We start from the raw sequence: 13,364 nt of genomic DNA on the forward strand, positions 1-13,364 counted from the left end.
TTGATGGCCACCACCACACTCCTGGCGGGGGACATGGGAGGCACCAAGACTCTGCTTGCTCTCTACGGGAGTGAGGCTGGCCAGCTGCGCCTGTTGCATCAGGAACGCTTCCGCTCGGGAAAATGGCCATCGCTTGAGCCGATGCTCGAGGCCTTTCTCAACAATCGCCCCGCTGATCTCCCGGCTCCAGCGCATGCCTGCATCGCCGTTGCCGGTCCAGTGCGACACAGGGAGGCCAGGATCACCAACCTGCCCTGGCGGTTGCGGGAGGCCGACCTGGCGCGAGCTGCGGACATGGAACAGCTCGAGCTGGTGAATGATTTCGGCGTGCTGATTTACGGGCTGCCCCATTTCGACAGCCATCAGCAGGTGATCCTTCAGAAGGGCCACCAAGACAAGGGCCCCCTGGCCATTCTTGGTGCCGGCACCGGTCTCGGCATGGCAAGAGGCCTGCAGAGCGAACAGGGACTAGTGGCCCTGGCAAGCGAAGGAGGGCACCGCGAATTTGCTCCGCGCAACGAAGCGGAATGGGAGCTGGCCTCCTGGCTCAAACAAGACCTCGGCGTCAGCCGCCTGTCGACCGAACGAATCGTGAGTGGCACCGGCCTGGGGCATGTGGCCCACTGGCTGCTTCAGAAACCCGATGCCGCCATGCACCCCCTGCGCAGCGTTGCTGAGGCTTGGCGGCGCAACAGTTCCAACGATCTTCCCGCTCAGGTGAGCGTTGCCGCTGAAGTGGGTGATCCCTTGATGCATCGCGCCTTACAGCTTTGGCTGGAGGCCTATGGCTCAGCGGCAGGCGATCTTGCCCTTCAAGAACTCTGCACAGGAGGCCTATGGGTTGGCGGGGGCACCGCATCAAAACAACTGAAGGGACTGCAATCCGCCAGCTTTCTCAATGCGATGCGCGATAAGGGACGCTTCCGTGAACTGATCGAAGGGATGCAGGTCACAGCGGTGATCGATCCCGATGCCGGACTGTTCAGTGCAGCCTGTCGCGCCCGGATGCTGGCGGAGTCAGGTGGGACACTGGCCTGAGCAGAGGATCAGCGATGGCGCAGCCGCGCATCGGTCAGAAAGTGGTCGTGGACGTCCCGGCAACCACCGCCAATCTCGGCCCCGGATTTGACTGCCTCGGTGCAGCCCTTGATCTGAACAACCGCTTCGCGATGCGGCGGATCGAAGGGGGCGGTGAACGATTTGAGCTGATTATTGAGGGAACGGAGGGCAGTCACCTCCGGGGTGGGCCTGAGAACCTCGTTTACCGAGCGGCCCAACGGGTTTGGAAAGCGGCTGGGCTGGAACCCGTCGCCCTTGAGGCACGGGTACGTCTTGCCGTGCCACCAGCACGGGGGCTGGGCAGCAGTGCCACGGCGATCGTGGCGGGATTGATGGGAGCCAATGCCCTCGTCGGTGAACCTCTCTCCAAAGAGAAGCTGCTTGAGCTTGCCATCGATATCGAAGGTCACTCCGACAACGTTGTGCCCTCTCTTCTGGGGGGCCTCTGCATGACCGCCAAGGCTGCCTCTCAGCGTTGGCGCGTGGTGCGTTGCGAATGGACGCCGAGCGTGAAGGCTGTCGTGGCGATTCCATCGATTCGCCTGAGCACCAGCGAAGCCCGCCGGGCCATGCCCAAGACCATCCCCGTTGGCGACGCAGTGGTCAACCTGGGTGCCCTGACACTGCTGCTGCAAGGGCTGCGAACCGGTAATGGTGATCTGATCTCCGACGGCATGCACGACCGTTTGCACGAGCCTTACCGCTGGCGCCTAATCAAAGGCGGCGACCAGGTCAAACAGGCCGCCATGGACGCGGGAGCCTGGGGCTGCGCCATCAGCGGAGCCGGACCAAGCGTCCTGGCTCTGTGCGAGGAAGACAAAGGCCCAGTCGTCAGCCGAGCCATGGTCAAAGCCTGGGAAGCTGCGGGGGTCGCCAGCCGCGCGCCGGTGCTGAATTTGCAGACCTCAGGCAGCCACTGGCAACCGGCCGACGATGAGTAGATCCACCTAAACAGGGCATTCGGCCCTGTTAGCTTTGTTAAAGATTGCGGACAAGGAATGGACGCTGGGTTAGCAGAGCTTGCTGTCTCGAGCAGTCCTTTCCCTTGGTTATCTCTGATTGTGCTGTTGCCGGCGGCAGCAGCTCTGGTGCTGCCACTGGTTCCGAGCAGCGAAGAGAAGCCATCCACCACGCCCAAGATCATCACCCTGGTCGTCCTTCTGGTCGATCTTCTTTTGATGATGGGAGTGTTTGCCACCCGCTTCGACCCCAGCGCTGAAGGGCTGCAGCTGGTGGAGCGGGTGAGCTGGCTCCCAGCACTAGGCCTCGAATGGTCCCTTGGTGTGGATGGTCTTTCAGCACCTCTTGTGGTGCTCAGCGGCCTGGTCACATTTCTGTCTGTGGCGGCCAGCTGGTCGGTTCAGCGCAAATCACGGCTGTACTTCGCCCTGATGCTTGTTCAGGCCTCGGCCCAAGGCCTGGTGTTTCTTTCGCAGGACTTCCTGCTCTTCTTCCTGGCCTGGGAGCTGGAGCTTGTTCCCGTCTACCTGCTGATTGCCATCTGGGGCGGACAAAACCGCCAGTACGCCGCGACCAAATTCATCCTCTACACGGCCCTGGCCTCTCTGCTGATCCTGATCAGCGGCCTGGCACTGGCCCTCTCCGGAGACACGTTTACCTTCAACATCACGGAACTGGCGGCTCGATCTCCCGGCGGCAGCTTCGGCCTGTTGTGTTACGTGGGTTTCTTGATTGGCTTCGGCGTGAAACTGCCGATGTTCCCGCTCCACACCTGGCTGCCCGATGCCCACGGTGAGGCAAACGCTCCGGTGTCGATGCTGCTGGCCGGGGTGCTCCTGAAGATGGGCGGCTACGCCCTGCTGCGCTTCAACGTGCAGATGCTTCCAGAAGCTCACGCCATCCTGGCGCCAGCCCTCGTGATCCTTGGGATCGTGAACATCGTTTACGGCGCGCTCAACGCCTTCGCCCAGGACAACGTCAAACGCAGGATTGCCTGCAGTTCCGTGAGCCATATGGGCTTTGTACTGGTTGGGATCGGTGCCGTTGATGCCCTTGGAATCAGCGGAGCCATGCTCCAGATGGTGAGCCATGGCCTGATCGCAGCCGCGATGTTCTTCGTGACGGGCGTGTTCTACGAGCGAACCAAGACCCTCTCGATCCCCAACATGGGCGGATTGGCCAAGGCGCTGCCAATCACTTTTGCCTTCTTTCTTGCCAGCTCCCTGGCGTCGCTGGCGCTGCCAGGCATGAGTGGCTTCATCAGCGAAATCACCGTGTTCCTCGGCATCACCAGCCAGGAAGCCTTCACGTCAGTATTCCGATCGATCACCGTGCTGCTGGCCGCCATCGGACTGGTGCTCACACCGATTTATCTGCTCTCCATGTGCCGAAGGGTGTTCTTTGGCCCCAGGATTCCGGCACTGGCCAGCGTGGCTGACATGCGCCCCAGGGAGCTGGTGATTGGCCTGAGCCTGCTGGTGCCAACCCTGGTGATCGGCATCTGGCCCCGCATTGCCATGGACCTCTACGAAGCTTCTACCAATGCTCTGGCCCTGCAGTTCATTGCCAGCTGAAATGTCGACTGTTTCCCCCCTCCTGCGCGGCCAAGGGCTTCCCGAGTTCCGGGCCATTTCCCCTGAGCTCGTCAGCACAGACATCCCGGTTTTGCTCGCACAGCTGGATCAGGACTTCACTACGCTCGAGCAGGCTCTTGAGTCGGCCCTCGCCGGACCCTCGAAGCTGTCCTGGGATCGGGTGATGCAACCGCTGCAGGGCATCGGCGAACGACTGCGTTGGAGCTGGGGTGTGGTGTCACACCTCAATGGCGTCTGCAATTCCGCTGAGCTGCGCGATGCCCATGCCGCCCAGCAACCCGATGTTGTGCGCCTCAGCAACCGCCTTGGCCAAAGCCAGATTCTCCATCGGGCCTTGATGGCCCTTCAAAGCGATCCCTCCGAACCGCTCAACCCAACCCAGGAGCGGATTCTGAAATCAGAACTGCTCTCGATGCAGCAACGCGGGGTTGGCCTTAGTGGCGATGAGAAGGCAGCCTTTAACCACACCAGTGAACGCCTGGCCGCTCTCTCCACCCAGTTCGGCAACCACGTGCTCGATGCCACGCAGCAGTGGACCTTGAAACTCAGCCAGCCCAACGAGGTGGAAGGCCTGCCGCAACGGGCCTTGGAGGCACTGGCCGCAGCAGCGCGTGAAGCAGGGGATGCTGATGCGTCTGCGGAGTCCGGCCCGTGGCTGCTGGGACTGGACATGCCCCGCTATTTGCCCTTCCTAACCCACGCCAACAACAGATCCCTGCGGGAAAAGGCCTATCGCGCCCATGTGGGGCGAGCCAGTGAAGGCGAGCTCGACAACAGGGCACTGATCGAGGAGATCCTGACCCTGAGGCGAGAGCAAGCGTCCCGCCTGGGCTATGCCCATTGGGCTGACCTAAGCCTCAGCGCCAAGATGGCCGACGATGTTCCGGCAGTTGAAGCACTGTTGGAAGAACTGCGCGCTGCGGCATACCCAGCAGCTGTGGAAGAGCTGCGGGATCTCCAAGCCATCGCCAGGGAGCACAAGGCCCCCGAAGCCGATGAGCTGGCTCCCTGGGACATCGCCTACTGGTCGGAGAAGTTGCGCCAATCCCGGTTCGATCTGGACCAAGAAGCGCTGCGTCCATGGTTCCCGCTGCCGCAGGTGCTCGAAGGCCTTTTCAGCCTTTGTACTCGTCTATTCGACGTCGAGATCGTTGCCGCCGACGGCGAGGCACCGACCTGGAACGACGATGTGCGCTTCTTCCGGGTGAAGCGCTCCGATGGCACACCGATTGCCGGCTTCTACCTCGACCCTTACAGCAGGCCCGCCAGCAAACGCGGTGGAGCCTGGATGGATGAATGCCTGGGCCTGAGCAAGAAACCCGATGGCTCTGTGGTGCTGCCGGTGGCCTACCTGATCTGCAACCAGACCCCACCTGTGGGCGACACGCCCAGTCTGATGAGCTTCGAGGAAGTGGAGACCCTCTTCCATGAATTCGGCCATGGGCTCCAGCACATGCTCACCACAGTTGAGGAACCGGAGGCCGCCGGCATAAGCAACGTGGAATGGGATGCCGTGGAACTCCCCAGCCAGTTCATGGAGAACTGGTGCCTTGATCACGCCACCTTGATGGGCATGGCGCGCCACTGGCAAACCGGTGAACCCCTGCCTGAGTCGGAATTCAACAAGCTGCGCAGCAGCCGCACCTTCAATGCAGGCTTCGCCACCCTGCGGCAGGTTCACTTTGCCCTGAGTGACCTCCGCCTCCACAGCCAGTGGACGCCGAAACTTGGTGTCAGCCCAGACGGACTGCGCCGTGAGATCGCCGCCACCACCACGGTGATGGATCCCATCCCGGAGGATCAGTTCCTCTGCGCCTTCGGCCACATCTTCGCGGGGGGCTACTCCGCTGGGTACTACTCCTACAAGTGGGCTGAAGTTCTAAGCGCAGATGCCTTCTCCGCTTTTGAGGAGGTGGGTCTGGATCAGGAGGATCAGGTTCGTGCAACGGGAGCCCGCTTCCGCGACACCGTGCTCAGCCTCGGTGGCAGCCGCTCCCCAGCAGAGGTATTTGAAGCCTTCCGAGGCCGTCCTGCCAGCACCGAGGCCCTGATTCGCCATTCCGGCCTGGTGGCCGCGGCCTGAGCTCAGGCGCGCAAGCTGCTGCAAAGCCGTCGAATCGCGGCGGGGTGGCTGATCAGTTGCTGATGGGTCCAGACCGGTATTTCCTCACACCGGCCCAAGGGCAGAACGGCCCTCCAGCCGGGGCAGACCATCAGATCCCAGCGGCAAAAGAAACTGGAGCACTCGACCCCAGCCAGTGCATCGGGTTGGCGATTCAGCTCGCGCAGCAGGCGACTTCCCACTTTCATGTCTGCCGCACCGGCCAGGAGCGGGCGGGGAATCATCTGAGCAGCCAGGGTGCCCTGCTGCGGGCTGCCCACGCTGAAGAAGCGCCGGGTGCGCTGCCCCCCCCCCAGTTCCTGCAGCCAGATCCTGCCGATCACGCCCCCCATCGAAAAACCCAGAAGATCGACCTTGGCGTCAGCACCAAAGCGCTGCTGAATGTGCTGATCCAGGCGAGAGGCCAGCTGCCGCAGGGGAATCCAACCCAGACCATGGGACAGATGCGGCGCCAACAGCGGGCGATCGGGCTGGTCCAAACCCTGAACCAATCGGTGAAACAGGCGAGGCGTGTCCCAGAGACCATGGACCAGCACCAACGGGATGCTCACAGGGCTGATCTCCCGCCATGGCGGGAGCGTTCCACGAACACGCGGCCGTTAAATCCTGGAACCGGTGCAGCACATTTGGTCAATCGCAGCCAGACCGGGATGGGCCCGTACAGCGTTTCCAGCCGATCCAGCATCTGCTCACTGAAGTGCTCGATGGTGAGGCAACGAACCTGCTGGGACAAGCTTTCCAGTGCCTGAATTGCCACCCCGTAGTCCAGGCTCTGGCTCAGGTCGTCGGCCACTGCAGCAGCTTTGAGATCGAGCTGAATACTGAAATCAAGTCTGAACCATTGACCATCCCGACGTTCGTGTTCCAACACCCCGACATGGGCCCACAACCGCAGGTCCCTCACACCGATGCAATCCATCAGAGCGGCCGATCGATGTGGGTGAAGACGCGGCTGCCATTGGCGTAGTCGGCAGCGATGTGGCCCTCGCCGCGCAACCGATAGCGGTAAGTCACCAACCCTTCCAGACCAACGGGTCCGCGGGGCGGCAGGGTCTGGGTGCTGATGCCCACCTCAGCGCCGAATCCGTAACGGAACCCATCGGCGAAGCGGCTGGAGCAGTTGTGATAGACCCCTGCGCTATCCACCGCCGCGAGGAAACGATCAGCCACCTGGGCATCCTCCGTCAGGATCACTTCGGTGTGACGCGATCCATAGGAACGGATGTGATCGGTGGCTGCCTCGAGATCGTCCACCAGCTTCACCGCCAGGATCAGATCCAAATACTCCGTGCTCCAGTCCTCCTCCCTAGCCGCTTCCGCCACGCCAAGGGCCACGCTCTCGGCATCGCCCCGCAGCTGCACCCCGGCAGCAGCGAAGGCCGGCAGCGCAGCGGCGAGAAAAGGCTGCGCAATCGAGCGGTGGACCAGCAAGGTCTCAATGGCGTTGCAGGCGGCGGGGTACTGGCTCTTGCTGTCCAGCGCCACCCGAACGGCTTTGTCGACGTCGGCCGCCGCATCCACGTAGAGGTGGCAAACCCCATCGGCATGGCCCAGCACAGGAATGCGGGTGTTGTCCTGGATGAAGCGCACAAGTTCGTTGCTCCCCCTGGGAATGATCAGGTCCACGAGGCCATCGAGACGCAACAAGGCCAGGCTTTCTTGACGGGTGGTGAGCAGAGCCAGGGCATCGGCAGACACCGAACTGGCCGCCAGGCCTGCCTGCAGGGCATCCATCACAGCCTCATTGGTGCAGCGAGCCTCACTGCCCCCTTTCAACAGAGCACCGTTGCCAGAACGGATCGCCAGCGAGGCGATCTGCATCACCGCATCCGGCCTGGCTTCAAAGATCACACCCACCACCCCAAGCGGAACGGAGACCCGTTCCAGCACAAGGCCCTGATCCAGCTCCCGATGCAACTGACGACAACCCAGCGGGTCACTCAGGCTGGCCACCTTGCGGACGCCATCAATGGCCGCCGCCAACTTGGTGTCATCCAGCTTCAGCCGCGCCATCAGAGCCGGCGCCAACCCCTCGGCTGCAGAGCGTTGGAGGTCTTCACGGTTGGCCGCGAGGATGCTTTCTGCACGGTCGGTCAGCGCGTCCGCCATCGCCTGAAGCGCCTCGGCTCTTTGGCCGTCATCGGTCTGCCCCAGATCAACAGCAGCACGGCGGACAGCCGCGGCACGCTGCAGCAACGCAGCAGAAGGCTCTGGAACGCTGGACATCAAGGCAATCAATCTGTAGCCATCATCCCGTTCAGCCGCTGCAGAGCGAGCCGCGCAGCCCCCAAGCGTCCAGCGCCGTTCCCCAGGCAGGCGGCTTCGATCCGCAACCCCTCCCTTGAGACGGCCTGAACCCGCGACTCCACCTCGCGGCGCACCGCTGGCAAAAAGTGGCGGGCGGCACCCGCCAGGCCGCCACCCAGCAACACCAACTGCGGCGTGAACACATACACCAGCGAAGCAATGCCACAGCCCAGGTGCTCGCCGTAACGGCTCCAAACTTCCAGGGCCTTCGGATCACCACCATCGGCCTCTGCACTGAGCTCGCGGGGATCGCGATCACACAAGCGCCGCAAGCCGGTGATGCTGGCGAACTGCTCCAGGGAGCCACGGTTACCGCTGTTGCAGGCCGGCCCATCGGGCTCAACCCCGATCAGACCGGGTTCCGCTGCAGCGCCGTTATGGCCAGTAAACAGCTCACCCCTTAGAAGTACCCCCCCTCCTACACCGGTTCCGAGGGTCAGCAGCACCACATCATCAACACCACGGGCTGCGCCGAGCCATGCCTCACCAACTACCGCACAGTTGCCGTCATTGGCGAGGGTGACCCGGCGGTTGAGCCTGGACTCCAGCCAATCCGCCAGCGGCACGTCCTCCCATCCGGGCAGGTTGATGCAAACACGGGCCACCCGAGCCGCCGCATCCATTGGACCGGGGAGGCCGATGCCGACCGCCTCAGCCGCATGCTCAGGATCAATCTGTTCAATGGCTTCACACAGGGCCATCGTTACGGCTCCAGGAACGGCGGGCTGCGGTGTAGGCCATTGCGCCTCCGCCAGCACCGTTCCATCAGCACGAATCCGGGCCAACTTGATCGCCGTGCCCCCGAGATCCACTCCAATCACCTGCGCGATAGGCATGGCTCAGAACCGGAAGAACACCTGCAACTGGCTCTGCCAGGTGCCATTGGCATCCATGGCCGCGGAGACTGATGTAGTCGGTGTCAGCCGATAGGAGACAGTTCCTTGTGGAGGAACGTCGGTTGTGTTCGGTGCCATCAGAACAGAAAGGTTGAACCGGTCGGTCAACGCCACACCAAACTCCGTCACCACTGTCAGTGTTGGTGAAACACGGCCGGAGGTGCGCTCCTTCTCTGATTTCACCTCGGGGTTGACGTAGGTGGGAAAAATCGCCACCTGAAGCCGTTGTCCCATGGCATCGGTCAACGTGCCCAGCACCGGTGAGAGCAGCGACTGACTCAGCATCGTGGCCAACGCGGCGCCACCTGTTCCACCCAGGGAAGACAGGGTGTTGCCACCGATTAAACCCAACAGTTGTTGCTCGCTCATCGGTGGCGAGCTGCGCAGGACAAGGTTGTTGCTTTCACCCAGACGGTTGGCCGGTCCGCTGACCTGGACCATGACCCTCACCAGCCGCAGTTGACCACCACCGACATAGGCACTGCCCGTTCCATTCGAAGCAAAGAGGTTTGCGCTGGTGATCTGATCGTTGGTGCCCGCACTAACGGTGTCAGCGACCCTGGCTTGCATGGCGATATCCACGTAGGGGACAAGCCCCAGCGAAGGCGTGAACACCGCTGCATTGGCCGCCTGTGGGTCCAAACGCAGTGGAGCCAGAGGGGGTACCCAGATCCTGCCGGAATTGAGCTGGATTAAGCCTCGTGCCTTGAGCGAGGGATCCAAGGGGCCGTTCAACGTGACAGCGCCTCCCCCTTTGAAGCTGATCCAGGGGGGCATCAGCACCTCGATATCAGGGCCGAGGGCCAGCCGAAGGTTCTCAAAGCGGATGGCCGGCAGTTTCGGCATGAACCGTTGCAGCTGATCCGGAGCTTGAATGGATCGGTTGGGACCCATCAGGACCAGAGGTTCCTGAAAGTCCCACTCCTCCTCCAAAAGTGTTTTCAACGCCTGAGGACCAAGCTGCACCGCCGCAGAGGAGCCCTCCACACCGGTGGGTGCCAGGGCTTGAAGTTCGCCCCGCCGCAACCGTCCGAAGAAGCCGGACTGGGGCCGAAGCGTGCCCCGCGACAGTTCCAGATTTCCGGAGAGGACGGGTTGCACTAAAGCTCCAGACACCTGCAGTTCGCCATCGGCCTGGAACTGCACGATCGGCTGTCGAATCTGCCCTTGGCTGATTTGCAGGGTGAGCGGTGAAGCCCCGCTCTGGGGGGTGAACAAGCCAAGGCTTCCAGAACCGCGCAGCAAGCCGCCGCGGCCCACTTCAGCCTCCAGGCGTTGCACCAAGACGCGATCGAAATCGAACAGGATCGAGGCGTTGATCCGACTCAGCTCCTGTTCACCGATGCTGAGATCTCCATTACTGACCACCACAAAGCCATTGGCTTGCGGTTGGTTCAACGGCCCGCGCAGCAACAGCCGTAGATTGGTGCTCCCCTGCTTGACAGCCAAGGAATCCCCGGCCAAAAGCGTCAACACGCCAAGGGCATCCCCATGGCTTTCCAGCCTCAGGTTCAAATTCGAATCGGGGTTGAAGGGCACCGTGCCGGACACGGTGACGGCTTCCTTGCTCTCGCCTCCCTTCAGGGCCAAGTTCAGGCGGATCAAGTCACGCTCAACGACAACCGATCGCTGCTCCAACTGCAGGGGCTGGCCCGCCAGGGTGGCTGAGTCGAGCACCAGATCGGAAACCAGCAAGGGAGCCGTTCCGCTGAGGTCGTAGCGGCCGCGGATGCCAACACTGCCGCGGAGCTGCGGCGGCACAGGAGCCAACAACGCCAGCAGAGAGAGCGGAACCTGCAGCAGGTAGAGGTCACCGGATCCACCGAGCAACGGGCCGCGAAGCGTGGCGACCATCGGTTCAAGCTGGAGTGCCTTGACCTGGTCATCCCCCTCAACCCAAAGATGGGCCTTGGCGATCAGATCGGCCTTCAGGCGCTTCGGATCAGAACCGTCGATCGTTCCCGACAGATTGACTCGCCCCTCCAGACGCTCCAGCTCAGGGCCCTTGCGGGGGTGGGCCAGGGCATAAGCCTCAAGTGCCCGGCGCGATGCCGCCAGAGCTCGCAACTGACCATCAAGCGATCCGCCAAAGGTGTTGATGAACAGGGTTCCGAGATCCTCGGCAGGGCCGGGGGCCAGGCCCGGATAGGGATCGCTCCCCCTCAACTGACGGGCCAGAAGCGTCAACCAGGTCACATCCAGGCCTTCGGCCTCGATGCCGCTGTGCATCCGGCCACCCAGGTCGCCACGGGCCTTCAACCGGATGCTGCCCTGCAAGGGAGTCAGTGCTGCATTGGCCTGAAAACGCCCATCCCTGAGGGAACCCTCCAGCTCGAGGCTCTGCACGGCAACCCCCGCCATCGAGGCTTCCGAAATGGCGGCAGACCCACGGATCGCGAGGGGGGCCATGGCAAGGCTCCCTGCACCCGTGAGCTGACCTGCCACCGCTTTGGGCTGGTTGACCGGCGGAACGATTAAACGAAGTCCATCGATGTTGAGGTCAGCTGCACGCCAGCGGTAGCGGCGTTGCTCTCCAGCCGGAGCCAGCTCGTGCAAGCGCAACTGCCCCTCACCCCGGCGCAAGAGCACGGTCTTGGGCCAAGCATCGGCATCGAGTTCAGCCACGAGCGTGCCGGGCAAGGCAGGCTGCTGAGCAACCATCGCCAGACGAGCACCACGGCCCAGTTCACCGTTGAGGCTGCCTTGCCAGCGTTCGGGAACCTGCAAAGCACCAACGCGGGGTTGATTCAGCATCAGGTTGATGTCGGGCTGAAGCCCCGACAGGGGACCATCCACGCGACCCCGCGCCGCCACCTGCCCGCCCAGCGCCGTGCCGATCAAGGGGGTGAAACGGCTCAGGCTGAAAGGTTGGAGTTCAAAGCCGCTCTGAAGCTCACCGGTTTGCAACCGCCCCTGAGCCAGTTGAAAAGGAAGGCGCGCTTCCGCCCGCAACAGCGGACTGGTGAAGTAATCCAGCACCAGAGCGGAATCCTCCGAGGACCATCGGGTCTGAAACGACCACTCGTCCAGCAAAGGGTTGGACGCCTGGCCAAGCTTCAGGCTCAGCTCCGGTGACGCCAACGCACCACTGACGTCGACGGTTCCAAGGATCGGAGCGGTTTGGCCCAGTCCGGCCTGCATGGTCGGCAGCGCAGACCAGAAGCGTGGATCGATCTGCAGCTCCGTGCTGCTCAGATCCACTTGGGATCCAATCCTCCCAGCCAGCCCGAAGCGCAGTCCCGGGGCACTGAGGCGGAGTCTGTCCACGGCAACAGACGGTTGCTGGTCTTGCAGCCAGGGGATGCTCCACTGAGCGTCCAGCTTCAGGACTGTGTTGAGCCCTGTGGCCTCAGGCAGCTTGATCTCACCGTCTGCACTCCACCGGGGCTCCGCCCAGGGGCCCTGGATCCTGAGCTTCAACCGGTCCTGGCTTGCAGAGCTGAGGTCTTTGCGGCGAACGTCAGCCTGGAGATCAAAGCTCTTGTTCAATGCAACAGACCCTGAGGCCCGAGCCTCAAAGGCTCCAAAACGCAGTGTTGCGGGCTGCAGCTTGAGTTGATCGCCCTTGCAAGCGACCCTGAGACGAGTGCTGTTCAGCGCAGCAAGTTCGAGACGCTTGAGGCTGAGCCCACCTCGGCAGTTGAACGACCCATCGGCCCAGCCGATCTGAACATCTCCCTCCAACGTCCCAGAGGCATCCAGATCCTGAGCAGGGGCAATGACGGCCCCCAAAGGTTTCAGGTTGAGCTGATCCAGCCGCGTTCGAAGCCTGAAGCGAGGGCGATCCCAATGCCCTTGTCCATCGAGCCGTAGCACCCCTTCAGCTTCGAGCCAGCGAAGTTCCGATGCGGTGCTGAAAAAAGCCTCCCCGAACCGAACTGCGCCCCGACTGCGGAGTTCAAGGGTCTGCTGCTGAGGACCGAAACGGAGCAGTGCAGGATCGGCAAACCGGTACTGGACGCCAAGTCGCGGCAGGGCGCCGTCGCCGCTCAGTGGCCCAAAGGTCCAGTACCGACCAACCTCATTGGCCTGCAACTGGCCGCGCAGCTTGTGCACCGTGATCTGCAGAACCGGCTGCAGACGCCGAAGACTCGCAAAGGGAGCAAGGCTCACCTCCAGCCCCTCCAGGCTCAGCTCAGAAGGATCCGCCGCCGACGGCAAGATCCGACTAGGCCCGATGGCGATCCCCAGGGCCAAGGGGCGAAGTCCCTCGTAAGGACCAAGATCCACGTCGTGGCCCAGAGGACCCGACAACGTGCGCTCCAAACTGGGGCGTGCCCGGCTCAGGATGCGTTCGGCAGCGCGATCAAGGGCGATGAAGCCTGCTGTTCCAGCCCCGACCAGAACGAAACTTCCCGCAACCAACCAGGTCCTGCGCCGCGTTTTCCCCATCAGACGCGGCGGTCTCCGCGGATTCTCGCGCAA

9 protein-coding genes are annotated in these 13,364 nt (G+C 62.7%); 4 read left to right on the forward strand and 5 right to left on the reverse strand.

What is annotated here, in order from left to right; genetic code table 11:
* Positions 1 to 3: 3 nt before the first annotated feature.
* From Syncc8109_RS06685 to Syncc8109_RS06700, 4 genes are read left to right on the forward strand one after another with little or no spacing between them, the layout of a single operon-like run.
* Positions 4 to 1,038 carry a glucokinase gene (locus Syncc8109_RS06685; RefSeq protein ID WP_006850049.1) on the forward strand — a complete coding sequence of 345 codons (1,035 nt, stop codon included), beginning with the start codon at positions 4 to 6 and terminating at the stop codon, positions 1,036 to 1,038.
* Between the two features lie 14 nt (positions 1,039 to 1,052).
* On the forward strand, positions 1,053 to 2,000 hold the full coding sequence (gene thrB, locus Syncc8109_RS06690; protein ID WP_006849665.1) for a homoserine kinase: 948 nt from the start codon (positions 1,053 to 1,055) through the stop codon (positions 1,998 to 2,000).
* A gap of 57 nt (positions 2,001 to 2,057) precedes the next feature.
* Positions 2,058 to 3,593, forward strand: coding sequence for an NAD(P)H-quinone oxidoreductase subunit 4 (locus Syncc8109_RS06695; RefSeq protein ID WP_006851318.1), 1,536 nt, complete (start codon positions 2,058 to 2,060; stop codon positions 3,591 to 3,593).
* A gap of 1 nt (position 3,594) precedes the next feature.
* The gene (locus tag Syncc8109_RS06700; RefSeq protein WP_006849579.1) at positions 3,595 to 5,697 is read left to right on the forward strand and encodes a M3 family metallopeptidase; all 2,103 of its coding nucleotides are present in this window, start codon (positions 3,595 to 3,597) and stop codon (positions 5,695 to 5,697) included.
* Positions 5,698 to 5,699: 2 nt separating this feature from the next.
* Here the strand turns inward: Syncc8109_RS06700 and Syncc8109_RS06705 are convergent, their stop codons facing one another.
* From Syncc8109_RS06705 to Syncc8109_RS06725, 5 genes are read right to left on the reverse strand one after another with little or no spacing between them, the layout of a single operon-like run.
* The gene (locus tag Syncc8109_RS06705) at positions 5,700 to 6,287 is read right to left on the reverse strand and encodes a triacylglycerol lipase (RefSeq protein WP_006851695.1); all 588 of its coding nucleotides are present in this window, start codon (positions 6,285 to 6,287) and stop codon (positions 5,700 to 5,702) included.
* The gene (locus Syncc8109_RS06710) at positions 6,284 to 6,655 is read right to left on the reverse strand and encodes a dihydroneopterin aldolase (RefSeq protein ID WP_006849677.1); all 372 of its coding nucleotides are present in this window, start codon (positions 6,653 to 6,655) and stop codon (positions 6,284 to 6,286) included. The genes Syncc8109_RS06705 and Syncc8109_RS06710 overlap by 4 nt, the downstream gene beginning before the upstream one ends.
* The gene (locus Syncc8109_RS06715; protein ID WP_025362352.1) at positions 6,655 to 7,962 is read right to left on the reverse strand and encodes a glutamate-5-semialdehyde dehydrogenase; all 1,308 of its coding nucleotides are present in this window, start codon (positions 7,960 to 7,962) and stop codon (positions 6,655 to 6,657) included. Before Syncc8109_RS06715 ends, Syncc8109_RS06710 begins: the two co-directional genes overlap by 1 nt.
* A gap of 8 nt (positions 7,963 to 7,970) precedes the next feature.
* Positions 7,971 to 8,879: an ROK family protein gene (locus tag Syncc8109_RS06720; RefSeq protein ID WP_025362353.1), complete on the reverse strand. Its 909-nt coding sequence runs from the start codon at positions 8,877 to 8,879 to the stop codon at positions 7,971 to 7,973.
* 3 nt (positions 8,880 to 8,882) lie between these two features.
* A complete protein-coding gene (locus Syncc8109_RS06725) occupies positions 8,883 to 13,331 on the reverse strand; it encodes a translocation/assembly module TamB domain-containing protein (protein ID WP_045172747.1) in 4,449 nt (1,482 codons plus the stop codon).
* Between the last annotated feature and the right edge of the window lie 33 nt (positions 13,332 to 13,364).

Source organism: Synechococcus sp. WH 8109 (assembly GCF_000161795.2).
GTDB lineage: Bacteria > Cyanobacteriota > Cyanobacteriia > PCC-6307 > Cyanobiaceae > Parasynechococcus.

What these genes read in the sequence shown, in the direction of transcription:
- Syncc8109_RS06710 (WP_006849677.1), bottom strand. Translation starts at nt 6,655, where the DNA reads ATGGATTGCATCGGTGTGAGGGACCTGCGGTTGTGGGCCCATGTCGGG.
- Syncc8109_RS06695 (WP_006851318.1), top strand. Translation starts at nt 2,058, where the DNA reads ATGGACGCTGGGTTAGCAGAGCTTGCTGTCTCGAGCAGTCCTTTCCCT.
- Syncc8109_RS06720 (WP_025362353.1), bottom strand. Translation starts at nt 8,879, where the DNA reads ATGCCTATCGCGCAGGTGATTGGAGTGGATCTCGGGGGCACGGCGATC.
- Syncc8109_RS06725 (WP_045172747.1), bottom strand. Translation starts at nt 13,331, where the DNA reads ATGGGGAAAACGCGGCGCAGGACCTGGTTGGTTGCGGGAAGTTTCGTT.
- Syncc8109_RS06685 (WP_006850049.1), top strand. Translation starts at nt 4, where the DNA reads ATGGCCACCACCACACTCCTGGCGGGGGACATGGGAGGCACCAAGACT.
- thrB (WP_006849665.1), top strand. Translation starts at nt 1,053, where the DNA reads ATGGCGCAGCCGCGCATCGGTCAGAAAGTGGTCGTGGACGTCCCGGCA.
- Syncc8109_RS06715 (WP_025362352.1), bottom strand. Translation starts at nt 7,962, where the DNA reads ATGTCCAGCGTTCCAGAGCCTTCTGCTGCGTTGCTGCAGCGTGCCGCG.
- Syncc8109_RS06700 (WP_006849579.1), top strand. Translation starts at nt 3,595, where the DNA reads ATGTCGACTGTTTCCCCCCTCCTGCGCGGCCAAGGGCTTCCCGAGTTC.